Origin of the sequence: Klebsiella sp. CD33 (genome assembly GCF_051992865.1) — a bacterium.
In the GTDB taxonomy this organism is placed as follows: domain Bacteria; phylum Pseudomonadota; class Gammaproteobacteria; order Enterobacterales; family Enterobacteriaceae; genus Klebsiella; species Klebsiella pneumoniae.
In genome coordinates, this window is record NZ_CP197023.1 from 959907 (window position 1) to 973075 (window position 13169).

Sequence of the window (13169 nt, forward strand, 5' to 3'; positions counted from 1 at the left end):
ATGAAAAAAGCACTTCTGGTGGTGAGCTTTGGCACCAGCTATCACGACACCCGCGAAAAGAACATCGCCGCCTGCGAGCGCGATCTGGCCGCCAGCTGCCCGGACCGCACGCTGTTCCGCGCCTTCACCTCGGGGATGATTATTCGCAAACTGCAGCAGCGCGATGGTATTCATATCGATACTCCGCTGCAGGCTCTGCAAAAGCTGGCCGAGCAGGGATACCAGGATGTGGCTATCCAGTCCCTGCACATTATCAACGGCGACGAGTACGAGAAGATCGTTCGCGAAGTGCAGAGTATGCGCCCGCGCTTTCAGCGTCTGACGCTGGGCGCGCCGCTGTTGAGCGGTCATGGCGATTATGTGCAGCTGATGCAGGCCCTGCGCCAGCAGATGCCGCCGCTGGCGGCGACGGAGCGAGTGGTGTTTATGGGGCACGGCGCCAGCCACCACGCCTTCGCGGCCTACGCCTGTCTGGATCATATGATGGCGGTGCAGGGTTTTCCGGCGCGGGTGGGGGCGGTGGAAAGCTATCCCGAAGTGGACATCGTCATTAACGAACTCTCCCGCCAGGGCGTGACCGGCGTGCATCTGATGCCGCTGATGCTGGTGGCCGGCGATCATGCCATTAATGATATGGCCTCCGACGAAGACGATTCGTGGAAAACCCGCTTCAATGCCGCCGGTATCCCCGCCACGCCGTGGCTTAACGGATTAGGGGAGAATCCGGCGGTGCGGGCGATGTTTGTCGCCCATCTGCAGCAGGCGCTGAACGACACGATGGAGAAAGCAGCATGAGCGGCAAACTATACGCCCTGAGCAGCGGGCCGGGGGCGGCCGATCTGATCACCGTGCGTGCGGCGCGGATCCTCGGCCAGCTGGATGTGCTGTATGCGCCAGCCGGCCGCAAAGGCGGCGACAGCCTGGCGCTCTCCATCGTACGCGAGTACCTGGGCGCACACACGGAGGTCCGCTGCTGCCATTTTCCGATGAGCGCCGACAGCGCGGAAAAAGAGGCGGTGTGGAACGACGTTGCCGCGGCGCTGGCCCAGGAGGTGGCGGCGGACAGGCAGGTCGGGTTTATCACCCTCGGCGACGCCATGTTGTTCAGCACCTGGGTCTTTCTGCTGCAGCGGATTGGCTGCCCGGACTGGCTGGAGATTGTCCCTGGCGTTACCTCCTTCGCCGCCATTGCCGCGCGGGCGAAAACCCCGCTGGCCATGGAGCAGCAGTCGCTGGCGGTGATCTCCTGCACCGCGCCGGAAGCGGACATTGCCGCGGCGCTGCGCCAGCATGACAGTCTGGTACTGATGAAAGTCTACGGCCGCTTCGCCCGCATTAAGGCGCTGCTGGCGCAGGCGGGGCTGCTGGATGCGGCGCTGATGATGTCAGAGGCCACCCTGCCGGGCGAGCAGTGCTGGCGCCGTCTGCGCGAGGTCAGCGATGACCAGCCGCTGCCCTATTTCTCGACCATTCTGGTTAACAAACAGTGGGAGGAGGCGTAATGAATCAGGTGAAATCGCTGAAGCAGCTTTCGTATGGGGGGCTGGCGGCCGCTGTTCTGCTGATCATCGTCCCGCAGGAGGCGTTCGCCATGCATATCATGGAGGGCTTTTTGCCGCCGATGTGGGCGCTGGCGTGGTGGCTGCTGTTTTTACCCTGCCTGTGGTACGGCCTGGTGCGCCTGCGGCGTATCGTCCAGGAAGAGAGCAATCAGAAGGTGCTGCTGGCCCTCTGCGGGGCGTTTATTTTTGTTCTTTCGGCGCTGAAGATCCCGTCGGTGACCGGCAGCTGCTCGCATCCGACCGGCGTCGGTCTGGCGGTGATCCTCTTCGGGCCGGGCGTGGTGGCGGTGCTGGGGGCGATCGTTCTGCTGTTCCAGGCGCTGCTGCTGGCGCATGGCGGCCTGACCACCCTTGGCGCCAACGGGATGTCGATGGCGGTGATCGGCCCGATGGTCGGCTATCTGGTGTGGAAGCTGGCCTGTCGGGCGGGGATCCGTCGCGATGTCGGGGTCTTTCTCTGCGCCATGCTGGCGGATCTGATGACCTACTTTGTCACCTCCGTCCAGCTCGGGGTGGCCTTTCCCGATCCGGCAACCGGGGCAGGCGGATCGATCGCCAAGTTTATGGGCATCTTCTGCCTGACGCAGATCCCGATCGCCATCGCGGAAGGCTTGCTCACCGTGATGATCTACGATCAGCTAACCAAACGGCGACTGATCGCCGCGGAGGGACATTAATATGAAAAAGACCCTGATCCTGTTGGCGATGGTGGCCGCCCTGATGATCCTGCCATTTTTTATTAACCACGGCGGCGAGTTTGGCGGCTCGGACGGCGAAGCGGAGAGCCAGATCCAGGTGGTGGCGCCGGATTATCAACCCTGGTTCCAGCCGCTATATGAACCGGCGAGCGGCGAGATTGAGAGCCTGCTGTTTACCCTGCAGGGCTCGCTGGGCGCGGCGGTGATTTTTTACATTCTCGGATATGCGAGGGGCAGACAGCGCCGTGATGACCGGGTTTGACCGACTCAGCTACCAGAGCCGCTGGTTGCAGGTGGCGCCAGAGCGTAAGTTTCTGCTCTGGCTACTGCTGATGGCGCTGGCCTTTACGCTGCCGGCGTGGGGCCAGGCGCTGACGCTGGCGCTGACCGCCGCGCTGACCTGCTGGCTGCTGCGGGTCTCATTCTGGCGCTGGTGCCGCTGGATGGCGCTACCCTTTGGCTTTTTGCTGGTCGGCGTGCTGACCATTGTGTTCAGCGTCAGCCGCGACCCGCAGATGCTGTTAGCCAGCATCCGACTGGGCGCTTTCTCGATAGGGATTTCCGCCCCGGGGCTGGCCGTGGCCGGGGAGACCTTCTGGCGCAGCCTGGCGGCGATGGCGGCCATGCTCTGGCTGGTGCTTAATCTGCCTTTCCCCCAGTTGATTATCTTGCTCAAGCGCGGTCGCGTACCGCGACTGTTGACGGAGCAGATCCTGCTGACCTGGCGCTTCATTTTTATTCTGTTAGACGAGGCGATGGCGATTCACCGCGCGCAAACTTTGCGTTTTGGCTATGGTAGCGTGCCGCAGGGCTATCGCTCGCTGGCGATGCTGGTGGGACTGCTGTTCACCCGCGTCCTCCTGCGCTATCAGCAGATGAGCACGGCGCTGGATATCAAATTGTACCAGGGTGATTTTCACCTCTAAGGATAAGTATGCTTGCCACAACCGATCTCTGGTTTCGCTATCAGGATGAGCCGGTACTTAAAGGGCTGACGCTGGATTTTTCCCGCCATGCGGTGACCGGCCTGGTGGGGGCCAACGGCTGCGGAAAGTCGACGCTGTTTATGAACCTGAGCGGCCTGCTGCGCCCGCAGCAGGGGGCGGTGCTGTGGCAGGGAGAGGCGCTGAATTACAGCAAGCGCGGTCTGCTGGCGCTGCGCCAGCAGGTGGCGACGGTATTTCAGGATCCGGACCAGCAAATATTCTATACCGATATCGACAGCGATATCGCTTTTAGTCTGCGTAACCTCGGGGTGGCGGAAGAGGAGATCGCCCGCCGGGTGGATGAGGCGTTGACCCTCGTCGATGCCCAGGGGTTTCGCCAGCAGCCGATCCAGTGCCTCAGCCATGGGCAGAAAAAACGGGTGGCAATCGCCGGGGCGCTGGTGCTGCAGGCGCGCTACCTGCTGCTTGACGAGCCCACCGCGGGCCTCGATCCACGCGGGCGGGCGCAGATGATCGCCATCATCCGCCGCATTGTCGGGCAGGGGCGGCGCGTGGTGATCTCCAGCCACGATATCGATCTGATCTATGAGGTGAGCGACGCCGTTTACGTGCTGCGTCACGGCGAAGTACTGGCCGCGGGGGATCCCGGCGAGGTATTTGCCTGCGCGGAGACGATGGACAGGGCGGGATTGACGCAGCCGTGGCTGGTGAAACTTCATAGCGAACTGGGGCTGCCGCTGTGTAAAACCGAGGCGGAGTTTTTTCAGCGGATGCACAACAACGCGATAGGCGCGATAAAGGAGGCGTCATGACGCTGGCAGTGATGTTGCAGGGCACGGCTTCCGACGTGGGGAAAAGCGTGCTGGTGGCGGGACTGTGCCGCATTTTTCATCAGGATGGGCTGCGTACCGCGCCGTTTAAATCACAGAATATGGCGCTGAACTCCGGCATTACGCCGGATGGCAAAGAGATGGGCCGGGCGCAGATTTTCCAGGCCGAAGCGGCCGGGATTGCGCCAGATGTCCGCATGAATCCGATTTTGCTCAAGCCCACCAGCGACCGTCAGGCGCAGGTGGTGCTGATGGGGCAGGTGGCGACCAGCATGGATGCGATGAGCTATCACCAGTACAAGCCGCGCCTGCGCGAGCAGATCCTCGCGGTCTACCAGAGCCTGGCCGGAGAGTATGAGGCGCTGGTGCTGGAAGGCGCCGGCAGTCCGGCGGAGATTAACCTGCGCGACCGCGATATCGTCAATATGGGCATGGCCGAGATGGCGCAATGCCCGGTGATCCTGGTGGCCGATATCGACCGCGGCGGGGTGTTTGCCGCGATTTACGGCACGCTGGCGCTGCTGCAGCCTCAGGAGCGGGCGCGGGTGAAAGGGGTGATCATCAATAAATTCCGCGGCGATGTGGCGCTCCTGCGCTCCGGGATAGAGCAAATCGAGGCGTTGACCGGGGTGCCGGTGCTGGGCGTTATGCCATGGCTTGACGTGGATCTCGAGGATGAGGACGGCGTCGCGCTGCAGGCCGGGAAATACCATCGCACCGACCGGCGCGATATCGACATCGCCGTGGTTCACCTGCCGCATATTGCCAATTTTACCGACTTTAACGCCCTGGCGGCACAGCCAGACGTCCGGGTGCGCTATGTCCGCGATCCGCAGGCGCTGGCCGACGCCGACCTGGTCATTCTTCCGGGCAGTAAAAATACCCTCGGCGATCTGTGCTGGCTGCGCGAGAGCGGCATGGCGCACGCGGTCGAGCAGGCCCGGCAGCGCAAGGTGCCGCTGCTGGGGATCTGCGGCGGCTATCAGATGCTGGGCGAAACCATTATCGATGAGGTGGAGTCTGGCCTTGGCGCCCAGCCCGGGCTGGGGGTGCTGAAGACCGTGACCCACTTCGCCCAGCACAAAACCACCACCCAGGTGCAGGCGACCCTGGGGTCTGCGCTCCCGGATTGGTTAGCCGACGCGGCGGGGCTGCGCGTCAGTGGCTATGAAATTCATATGGGCGAGACGCGCCGCGAGGCAGGCTGCCCGCCGCTGCTGCAGCTGCATAAAGCGGGGCAGGCAGTGGACGACGGGGCGATAAGCGACGACGGCCTGGCGTTCGGCACCTATCTCCATGGCCTGTTCGACAGCGATGCCTTTACCCGGGCGCTGCTCAACGGCCTGCGCCAGCGCAAAGGGCTGGCGCCGCTGGACAGCGCCCTGGAGTATGCCCGCTATAAAACCCGGCAGTTTGATCGGCTGGCCGAGGCCATGCGCGAACATATCGCCATCGATAAAATTTACGCCATCATGCGCCAACATCAGGAGCCCCTATGCTGACTCTGGTTACCGGCGGCGCGCGCAGCGGCAAAAGTCGCCATGCCGAGGCGCTGATTGCCGATGCGCCGCAGGTGTTATATATCGCCACCTCGCAAATCTTTGACGACGAGATGGCCGCAAGGATCCAGCATCATCGCGACGGCAGGCCCGCCCACTGGCGCACCGCCGAGCGCTGGCAGCAGCTTGATGAACTGATCACCCCGGCTATCGCCCCAGCGGAGGCGATTTTGCTGGAATGCATCACCACCATGGTCACCAACCTGCTGTTCGCGCTCGGCGGCGACAGCGACCCCGACGGCTGGGATTACGCCGCCATGGAACGGGCTATTGATGACGAAATTGGCGTGCTGATTGCCGCCTGTCAGCGCTGTCCGGCGCACGTCGTGCTGGTGACCAACGAGGTGGGGATGGGCATTGTGCCGGAGAACCGCCTGGCGCGGCATTTTCGCGATATTGCCGGGCGGGTTAATCAGCGCCTGGCGGCCGCGGCGGATGCGGTCTGGCTGGTGGTCTCCGGCATCGGCGTCAAAATCAAATAACTCAATCGCTGGCTGACCGGGCCAGCCCTGGCAGGGATTCTGTATGCAAAATTTAAACACGGTTCTGCGGGCGATCCCCGCGCCGGACACCGACGCCATGGCGCGGGCACAGCAACACATCGACGGCTTACTCAAGCCCCCCGGCAGCTTCGGGCGTCTGGAGGCGCTGGCGGTGCAGCTGGCGGGAATGCCCGGCCTGGGCGGCCAGCCGCAGGTGGCGAAAAAGGCCTTGCTGGTGATGTGCGCCGACCATGGAGTGTGGGACGAAGGGGTGGCGATTTCGCCGAAGGCGGTCACCGCCATCCAGGCGGCAAATATGACCCGCGGCACCACCGGCGTCTGCGTGCTCGCCGCCCAGGCCGGGGCGAAAGTGCATGTAATTGATGTCGGTATCGATAGCGAACCGCTCCCCGGCGTGGTGAATATGCGGGTGGCGCGGGGCTGCGGCAATATTGCCCGCGGTCCGGCGATGAGCCGTGAGCAGGGGCAGGAGCTGTTGCTGGAGGTGATGCGCTACACCCGCGCGCTGGCCCAGGAGGGCGTTACCCTGTTTGGCGTCGGCGAACTGGGGATGGCCAATACCACGCCGGCGGCAGCGATCGTCAGCGTTTTGACCGGCAGCGATGCGCAGGAGGTGGTCGGGATTGGCGCCAATCTGCCGCTGGCGAAGGTTGGCAACAAGGTGGAGGTGGTGCGGCGGGCTATCGCCGTCAATCAGCCCGACCCGAATGATGGCCTCGACGTACTGAGCAAAGTCGGTGGTTTCGATCTGCTGGGGATGACCGGTGTCATGCTGGGGGCGGCGTCCTGTGGGCTGCCGGTGGTGCTGGATGGCTTTCTCTCCTACGCGGCGGCGCTGGCGGCGTGTCAGATAGCGCCGGAGGTGAAACCGTATCTGATCCCGTCCCACTATTCGGCGGAGAAGGGGGCGCGTATCGCGTTGGCGCACCTGGGTCTCGAACCGTATCTCAATATGGGCATGCGTCTGGGAGAAGGCAGCGGCGCGGCGCTGGCGATGCCGATCGTCGAGGCGGCCTGCGCGATGTACCATCGCATGGGCATGCTGGCGGCAAGCAATATTGTGTTACCGAAGGGGTAAGCAGGAGATGGGGGCGGCAATGGCCGTTCCCGTTTTCGGCAGAGGTTTTGCTGGCGGCAGAAACAAAAAAACACCCTTGAGGGTGTTTGTAATGTTGGTTGCGGGGGCCGGATTTGAACCGACGACCTTCGGGTTATGAGCCCGACGAGCTACCAGGCTGCTCCACCCCGCGTCACCGTACTGCTTCACTTTGTCAAATTTGATTGGTTGCGGGGGCCGGATTTGAACCGACGACCTTCGGGTTATGAGCCCGACGAGCTACCAGGCTGCTCCACCCCGCGTCACCGTACTGCTTTACTTCATCAAATTTTAATTGGTTGCGGGGGCCGGATTTGAACCGACGACCTTCGGGTTATGAGCCCGACGAGCTACCAGGCTGCTCCACCCCGCGTCCGTGGAAGCGCACTATACTCCGCTAGCGAGATGATGCAACCTTTTTTCGACCAAATCGACATTTTTGTAAGAATTGGCTTATAAAACGCCACGTTGTGGTGTTTTTTTACACAAATCTGTGCCATCGATGAGATCGCGCATTTCAATAGCTCCGGCGCTTTGTTATCTTCAACACGCACTAAGGCTTCGCAGCAAAAGATGAGACACCATGAAAGGACGTTGGGCAAAATATGTAGCGACGGGGGCAATGCTGGCCATGCTCGCCGCCTGTTCCTCAAAACCGACCGACCGCGGTCAGCAATATAGCGATGGCAAGTTCACCCAGCCGTTTTCACTGGTAAACCAGCCGGATGCCGTCGGGGCGCCGATCAACGCCGGCGACTTCTCCGAGCAGGTTAATCAAATTCGTAACGCCTCGCCACGCCTCTATAATAGCCAGAGCAACGTCTATAACGCGCTGCAGGAGTGGCTGCGCGCCGGCGGCGACACCCGTACGCTGCGCCAGTTTGGCATCGACGCCTGGCAGATGCAGGGCGTCGACAACTATGGCAACGTCCAGTTTACCGGCTACTACACGCCGGTGGTGCAGGCGCGCCACACCCGTCAGGGCGAATTCCAGTACCCCATTTACCGTATGCCGCCAAAGCGCGGTAAGCTGCCTTCCCGCGCCAGCATCTATGCCGGCGCGCTGAGCGATAACTATGTGCTGGCGTACAGCAACTCGTTGATGGATAACTTCATCATGGACGTGCAGGGCAGCGGCTATATCGACTTTGGCGATGGTTCGCCGCTCAACTTCTTTAGCTATGCCGGGAAAAACGGCTGGCCCTATCGCAGCATCGGCAAAGTGCTAATCGACCGCGGGGAAGTGAAGAAAGAAGATATGTCGATGCAGGCGATCCGCGAGTGGGGTGAAAAGCACAGCGAAGCGGAAGTGCGCGAGCTGCTGGAGCAGAACCCGTCGTTCGTGTTCTTTAAACCGCAGTCTTTCGCGCCGGTGAAAGGGGCCAGCGCTGTGCCGCTGATCGGCCGCGCCTCGGTGGCCTCCGACCGGTCGATTATTCCGCCAGGAACCACCTTGCTGGCCGAGGTGCCTCTGCTGGATAATAACGGCAAGTTTAACGGCCAGTACGAACTGCGCCTGATGGTCGCCCTCGACGTCGGCGGGGCCATCAAAGGTCAGCATTTCGACATCTATCAGGGCATTGGGCCTGACGCGGGCCACCGTGCCGGCTGGTATAACCACTACGGCCGCGTATGGGTGCTGAAAAACGCCCCGGGCGCGGGGAATGTTTTTAGCGGCTAACTCCCCTGGCCATGCCTGTTGACCAGGGCGCCCGGATGACGCCGTTTACGGCGGCCTCCGGGCGCTGTCATTTTGTTCTGAGGTTCTATGTCTGTTGTAATCAGCGATGCCTGGCGCCAGCGTTTTGGCGGTACGGCACGTTTATATGGTGAAAAAGCGCTGCAATGTTTTGCCGACGCCCACGTCTGCGTGGTCGGGATCGGCGGGGTCGGCTCCTGGGCGGCGGAAGCGCTGGCGCGGACCGGCATCGGGGCGATCACCCTTATCGATATGGACGATGTCTGCGTCACCAACACCAATCGTCAGATCCACGCCCTCAGCGGCAACGTCGGGCTGGCGAAAGCGGAGGTGATGGCGGAGCGTATTCGCCTGATCAACCCGGAGTGTCGGGTGACGGTGGTGGATGATTTCGTGACCCCGGAAAACGTGGCGGAATATCTTGGCGTCGGCTTTAGCTATGTTATCGACGCCATCGATAGCGTCCGGCCGAAAGCGGCGCTTATCGCCTGGTGTCGCCGCTACAAGGTGCCGCTGGTGACTACCGGCGGGGCGGGTGGTCAGATTGACCCAACGCAGATCCAGGTCGCTGACCTGGCGAAGACCATCCAGGATCCGCTGGCGGCCAAACTGCGCGAGCGGCTGAAAAGCCAGTTTGGGGTGGTGAAAAACAGCAAAGGTAAGCTCGGTGTAGACTGCGTCTTCTCTACGGAAGCGCTGGTCTACCCGCAGGCGGACGGCAGCGTCTGCGCAATGAAGAGCACGGCGGAAGGGCCGAAGCGGATGGACTGCGCTTCCGGCTTTGGCGCGGCGACGATGGTGACCGCGACCTTCGGGTTCGTCGCGGTGTCGCATGCCCTGAAGAAGATGCTGGCGAAAGCGCAGCGTGACGCTGCGGCTTCCGGAAAGTAGTTTGCCCACCGGGCGCGGCGGCGGGAAAGCGAAATCGTGAGATTACCTTTCGCGGGCGGCGGCGAGCACCGCCTCGCTCAGGGCGCTGAGGCCCTGGCTGCGCGAGGCGCTGAGCTGGCCGCGCAGCCCCAGCTCGTCGAACAGCGCCAGCGGATCCTGCGCCAGGATCCCGGCGCGGGTTTTTCCTTCCACGGCGGTTAAAAGTACCGCCAGCAGACCGCGCACAATCCTTCCTTCGCTGTCGCCAAAGAAGTGCAGCCTGCCCTCGGCGTCCTCCTCATAGCCCAGCCAGACGCGGTTCTCACAGCCGGCAATCTCATGGGCCTGCGCTTTGCTCTCGTCGGTCAGCGTCGGCAGCTTTTTGCCCAATAAAATCAGCTGACGGTATTTATCCTCCCACTGGTTCAGCGGGGCGAAGATCTGGCGCAGCGTAGCGTCGGTAATGGTTGTGCCGAAGGGGTGCAGAGTTGTCATTAATCCACCAGAATTTCCAGGGCGCGATCCACCGCGTGGACCAGCGCCGCAACATCGTCTTGGGTATTGTAGGGGGCGAAAGAGGCCCGCAGGGTGCCGCTGACCCCTAAGGCCGCCAGCAGCGGCTGGGCGCAGTGTTGTCCGGCGCGCAGGGCAATGCCGGACTCCGCCAGCAGCGTCACCAGATCGCTGTGATGAATACCCTCAAATTCAAAGGCCAGCAGGCTTGACTGCTGGCAGCGGAAAGAGCGGAAGCCCGGCCGTTTCGCCAGTTCCTCTTCCGCCAGGCTCGCCAGACTGCGGCTCCAGTTTTCCGCCTGGCCGATATCGCTCTGCGCCAGCCACTCCAGCGCGGCGCTGAGGCCGATAACCCCGGCGACATTCGGCGTACCGGCCTCGAGGCCATAGGGGGCCGGCTGCGGCGTAAAGCCGTCAAAGCTGACCTCGGCGATCATTTTCCCGCCGCCGAGCCAGGGCGACATCGCTGCCAGCAGCTCGCTTTTGCCGTACAGGGCGCCGATCCCGGTCGGGCCATACAGCTTATGGCCGGAAAAGGCGTAAAAATCGATATCCAGCGCCTGCACGTCAGCGGGGAAATGCACCGCCCCCTGGGCGCCATCGACCATCACCACCATCCCGGCGGCGTGAGCAAGGCGGATAGCCTGCGCCAGGTCCGGGCAGCCGCCGGTGACGTTGGACATCTGACCGATGGCCAGCACCCGGCTGCGCGGGGTAATCAGCGCGCTGAGGCTGGCGATATCCGGCAGACGGTCGGCGCCAAGCGGCAGTTTGACCACTCTGGCGCCGGTCTGCCCGGCCACCATCAGCCAGGGCACGAGGTTGGCATGATGCTCGGCTTCGCTAACGATAATTTCATCGCCAGGCTGCAGGCGCGGCCGGACGTAGCTCTGCGCCACCATATTGATGGCCTCGGTGGTCCCCCGCGTCCAGACGATATCTTTGCCGGACGGGGCGTTAAGCCACGCCGCCACGCGATCGCGGGCCGCCTCGTAGCGCTCGGTCAGCCGCTGGGCGGCGGCGAACTGGCTGCGATGGACATTGCCGGCGCTCAGGCGATAAAACTGGTCGCTGGCGTCGATCACCGCCAGCGGTTTGAGCGCTGTCGCCGCGCTGTCGAGATAGACGCCGGCATCGGCCAGAGCCGGAAACTGCGCGCGAAAGTGCGCCGGGTTGAATGCGTTCATGGAATTCCTCGTATCAATACCGCGATCGTCGCGCAATTTGCCGGGCGTGACAAGGTCTCTGCGTCCTGTGGAATTGTCCGAATGTGACTCCACGTCGGTCAAAGAGGGTTATGCTGAAAAGTGTTGGGTTTGTGTTTTAACCTATTACTTAACGAGTTACGAATAGTATAAATAGCCGTAAGGAGAGAAGAATGAAAATGACTAAGGCCGCTGCGATTATCTCTGCCTGTATGCTGACTTTAGGCCTGAGCGCCTGTTCCTCTAACTATGTGATGCATACCAACGATGGGCGGACCATCGTTACCGACGGGAAACCGCAAACCGATAATGACACTGGCATGATCTCGTATAAAGACGCGTGGGGCAACAAACAGCAGATCAATCGCTCTGACGTGAAACAACTGGGTGAACTGGACGAGTAAGGCAGTAAAAAGGCAAAAAAAAGCACCGCGCGTTGCGGTGCTACATTAAATCACTATGGACAGACAGGGTAAATGTACAGGAAGTGAAAAGGGGTAGCTTTGCTACCAGGGTCTGCAAAAACAGACCAATTGCAAACACAACAACACAACATCACAACCGTAAGCCAAAAGCTTGATGGAACACGCATTCCAAAAAAAGCTTCTCGTTCCGGCTCAGGAAGTGCCGCCACTATAGGTATTTGCTGGTAGAACCTCAACGGACAATTTATAATGGCTCAGATAAAAAAAACTAATAGGTTAATCATTGTTTCCTATTTGTTAAATTGAGTTAACTTCTAAGCCAGAATAACCATGTCGAAGCGATTACCACCTCTGAATGCATTACGTGTTTTTGATGCAGCCGCACGTCATCTCAGCTTCACTCGGGCAGCCGATGAGCTTTTTGTGACGCAGGCCGCAGTCAGCCATCAAATCAAGTCTCTCGAGGATTTTCTGGGCCTTAAGCTGTTCCGTCGGCGCAATCGTTCGCTGCTGTTAACGGAAGAAGGGCAGAGCTATTTTCAGGATATTAAAGAGATTTTTTCGCAACTGACGGAAGCGACGCGTAAACTGCAGGCGCGCAGCGCCAAAGGGGCATTAACGGTCAGTTTATTGCCAAGTTTCGCCATTCAGTGGCTGGTGCCAAGACTCACAAGCTTTAACTCAGCTTATCCGGGAATCGACGTCAGGATCCAGGCGGTGGACCGTCAGGAGGATAAGCTGGCGGACGATGTCGATGTGGCGATTTTTTACGGCCGCGGCAACTGGCCGGGCCTGCGTGTGGAAAAATTGTACGCCGAGTATCTGCTGCCGGTCTGTTCCCCGCTCTTGCTCACCGGCGACAAAGCATTGAAAACGCCTGCCGATCTGGCGCAACATACCCTGCTTCACGATGCGTCCCGCCGCGACTGGCAAACTTATACCCGTCAGCTTGGTCTAAGCCATATTAATGTGCAGCAGGGGCCGATTTTCAGCCATAGCGCGATGGTGCTGCAGGCGGCCATTCACGGGCAGGGCGTGGCGCTGGCCAACAACGTCATGGCGCAGTCCGAAATTGAAGCCGGTCGTCTGGTGTGTCCGTTTAATGATGTTCTGGTCAGTAAGAATGCGTTTTACCTTGTTTGCCATGACAGTCAGGCAGAACTGGGTAAAATAGCCGCTTTCCGGCAGTGGATCCTAGCGAAAGCGGCAAGTGAACAAGAAAAATTCCGCTTTCGTTATGAACAATAATTACTTGTAGGGTA

Annotated in this window: 15 protein-coding genes and 3 tRNA genes; 13 read left to right on the plus strand and 5 right to left on the minus strand. The window is 61.0% G+C overall.

The window, feature by feature from the left end; genetic code table 11:
- From cbiK to cobT, 9 genes are read left to right on the plus strand one after another with little or no spacing between them, the layout of a single operon-like run.
- Complete coding sequence (gene cbiK, locus ACR809_RS04810; protein ID WP_004174588.1) at positions 1-795, plus strand: sirohydrochlorin cobaltochelatase; 795 nt, start codon at positions 1-3, stop codon at positions 793-795.
- Positions 792-1502 carry a cobalt-factor II C(20)-methyltransferase gene (locus ACR809_RS04815; RefSeq protein ID WP_023286833.1) on the plus strand — a complete coding sequence of 237 codons (711 nt, stop codon included), beginning with the start codon at positions 792-794 and terminating at the stop codon, positions 1500-1502. Before cbiK ends, ACR809_RS04815 begins: the two co-directional genes overlap by 4 nt.
- Positions 1502-2239 (plus strand): cobalt ECF transporter S component CbiM, encoded by a 738-nt coding sequence (cbiM, locus tag ACR809_RS04820; RefSeq protein WP_004143926.1) that lies wholly within the window; start codon positions 1502-1504, stop codon positions 2237-2239. Before ACR809_RS04815 ends, cbiM begins: the two co-directional genes overlap by 1 nt.
- Position 2240: 1 nt before the next feature.
- On the plus strand, positions 2241-2522 hold the full coding sequence (locus tag ACR809_RS04825) for an energy-coupling factor ABC transporter substrate-binding protein (protein ID WP_002915619.1): 282 nt from the start codon (positions 2241-2243) through the stop codon (positions 2520-2522).
- A complete protein-coding gene (locus tag ACR809_RS04830) occupies positions 2509-3186 on the plus strand; it encodes an energy-coupling factor ABC transporter transmembrane protein (protein WP_023286832.1) in 678 nt (225 codons plus the stop codon). Before ACR809_RS04825 ends, ACR809_RS04830 begins: the two co-directional genes overlap by 14 nt.
- Before the next feature lie 8 nt (positions 3187-3194).
- Entirely contained in the window at positions 3195-4019 is an 825-nt protein-coding gene (locus tag ACR809_RS04835; RefSeq protein WP_002915614.1) for an energy-coupling factor ABC transporter ATP-binding protein, read from the plus strand.
- Positions 4016-5539: a cobyric acid synthase gene (locus ACR809_RS04840; RefSeq protein WP_023159325.1), complete on the plus strand. Its 1524-nt coding sequence runs from the start codon at positions 4016-4018 to the stop codon at positions 5537-5539. The genes ACR809_RS04835 and ACR809_RS04840 overlap by 4 nt, the downstream gene beginning before the upstream one ends.
- Entirely contained in the window at positions 5533-6078 is a 546-nt protein-coding gene (gene cobU, locus ACR809_RS04845) for a bifunctional adenosylcobinamide kinase/adenosylcobinamide-phosphate guanylyltransferase (RefSeq protein ID WP_002915611.1), read from the plus strand. Before ACR809_RS04840 ends, cobU begins: the two co-directional genes overlap by 7 nt.
- A 43-nt stretch (positions 6079-6121) precedes the next feature.
- Complete coding sequence (cobT, locus tag ACR809_RS04850) at positions 6122-7177, plus strand: nicotinate-nucleotide--dimethylbenzimidazole phosphoribosyltransferase (protein WP_020802369.1); 1056 nt, start codon at positions 6122-6124, stop codon at positions 7175-7177.
- A gap of 95 nt (positions 7178-7272) precedes the next feature.
- On the opposite strand, the gene ACR809_RS04855 is transcribed toward cobT, so the two are convergent.
- From ACR809_RS04855 to ACR809_RS04865, 3 genes are all read right to left on the minus strand, one after another.
- A tRNA-Met gene (locus ACR809_RS04855) sits at positions 7273-7349 on the minus strand.
- Positions 7350-7381: 32 nt separating this feature from the next.
- A tRNA-Met gene (locus ACR809_RS04860) sits at positions 7382-7458 on the minus strand.
- Between the two features lie 33 nt (positions 7459-7491).
- Positions 7492-7568: transfer RNA gene (locus ACR809_RS04865), tRNA-Met, on the minus strand.
- Positions 7569-7778: 210 nt separating this feature from the next.
- Between ACR809_RS04865 and mltA the strand changes: the two genes are divergently transcribed.
- Both mltA and tcdA read left to right on the plus strand, forming a co-directional pair.
- Positions 7779-8876 carry a murein transglycosylase A gene (mltA, locus tag ACR809_RS04870; protein WP_002915579.1) on the plus strand — a complete coding sequence of 366 codons (1098 nt, stop codon included), beginning with the start codon at positions 7779-7781 and terminating at the stop codon, positions 8874-8876.
- An 87-nt stretch (positions 8877-8963) separates the two neighbouring features.
- A complete protein-coding gene (tcdA, locus tag ACR809_RS04875) occupies positions 8964-9785 on the plus strand; it encodes a tRNA cyclic N6-threonylcarbamoyladenosine(37) synthase TcdA (RefSeq protein ID WP_002915577.1) in 822 nt (273 codons plus the stop codon).
- Positions 9786-9827: 42 nt separating this feature from the next.
- Here tcdA and csdE read toward each other — a convergent pair whose 3' ends face one another.
- Together csdE and csdA are read right to left on the minus strand one after the other, a co-directional pair.
- Positions 9828-10259: a cysteine desulfurase sulfur acceptor subunit CsdE gene (gene csdE / locus ACR809_RS04880; RefSeq protein ID WP_122051084.1), complete on the minus strand. Its 432-nt coding sequence runs from the start codon at positions 10257-10259 to the stop codon at positions 9828-9830.
- Positions 10259-11464, minus strand: coding sequence for a cysteine desulfurase CsdA (csdA, locus tag ACR809_RS04885; protein ID WP_004174604.1), 1206 nt, complete (start codon positions 11462-11464; stop codon positions 10259-10261). The genes csdE and csdA overlap by 1 nt, the downstream gene beginning before the upstream one ends.
- A 197-nt stretch (positions 11465-11661) precedes the next feature.
- Between csdA and ACR809_RS04890 the strand changes: the two genes are divergently transcribed.
- On the plus strand, positions 11662-11886 hold the full coding sequence (locus tag ACR809_RS04890; protein ID WP_002915549.1) for a YgdI/YgdR family lipoprotein: 225 nt from the start codon (positions 11662-11664) through the stop codon (positions 11884-11886).
- Between the two features lie 351 nt (positions 11887-12237).
- Positions 12238-13155 carry a glycine cleavage system transcriptional regulator GcvA gene (gcvA, locus tag ACR809_RS04895; protein ID WP_002915545.1) on the plus strand — a complete coding sequence of 306 codons (918 nt, stop codon included), beginning with the start codon at positions 12238-12240 and terminating at the stop codon, positions 13153-13155.
- Positions 13156-13169 lie beyond the last annotated feature (14 nt).

Excerpts from the sequence above, each read along its gene's own strand:
- cbiM (WP_004143926.1), top strand. The coding sequence starts at position 1,502 with ATGAATCAGGTGAAATCGCTGAAGCAGCTTTCGTATGGGGGGCTGGCG.
- ACR809_RS04830 (WP_023286832.1), top strand. The coding sequence starts at position 2,509 with ATGACCGGGTTTGACCGACTCAGCTACCAGAGCCGCTGGTTGCAGGTG.
- ACR809_RS04815 (WP_023286833.1), top strand. The coding sequence starts at position 792 with ATGAGCGGCAAACTATACGCCCTGAGCAGCGGGCCGGGGGCGGCCGAT.
- cbiK (WP_004174588.1), top strand. The coding sequence starts at position 1 with ATGAAAAAAGCACTTCTGGTGGTGAGCTTTGGCACCAGCTATCACGAC.
- cobU (WP_002915611.1), top strand. The coding sequence starts at position 5,533 with ATGCTGACTCTGGTTACCGGCGGCGCGCGCAGCGGCAAAAGTCGCCAT.
- gcvA (WP_002915545.1), top strand. The coding sequence starts at position 12,238 with ATGTCGAAGCGATTACCACCTCTGAATGCATTACGTGTTTTTGATGCA.
- mltA (WP_002915579.1), top strand. The coding sequence starts at position 7,779 with ATGAAAGGACGTTGGGCAAAATATGTAGCGACGGGGGCAATGCTGGCC.
- ACR809_RS04835 (WP_002915614.1), top strand. The coding sequence starts at position 3,195 with ATGCTTGCCACAACCGATCTCTGGTTTCGCTATCAGGATGAGCCGGTA.
- ACR809_RS04825 (WP_002915619.1), top strand. The coding sequence starts at position 2,241 with ATGAAAAAGACCCTGATCCTGTTGGCGATGGTGGCCGCCCTGATGATC.
- tcdA (WP_002915577.1), top strand. The coding sequence starts at position 8,964 with ATGTCTGTTGTAATCAGCGATGCCTGGCGCCAGCGTTTTGGCGGTACG.
- ACR809_RS04890 (WP_002915549.1), top strand. The coding sequence starts at position 11,662 with ATGACTAAGGCCGCTGCGATTATCTCTGCCTGTATGCTGACTTTAGGC.
- ACR809_RS04840 (WP_023159325.1), top strand. The coding sequence starts at position 4,016 with ATGACGCTGGCAGTGATGTTGCAGGGCACGGCTTCCGACGTGGGGAAA.
- cobT (WP_020802369.1), top strand. The coding sequence starts at position 6,122 with ATGCAAAATTTAAACACGGTTCTGCGGGCGATCCCCGCGCCGGACACC.
- csdE (WP_122051084.1), bottom strand. The coding sequence starts at position 10,259 with ATGACAACTCTGCACCCCTTCGGCACAACCATTACCGACGCTACGCTG.
- csdA (WP_004174604.1), bottom strand. The coding sequence starts at position 11,464 with ATGAACGCATTCAACCCGGCGCACTTTCGCGCGCAGTTTCCGGCTCTG.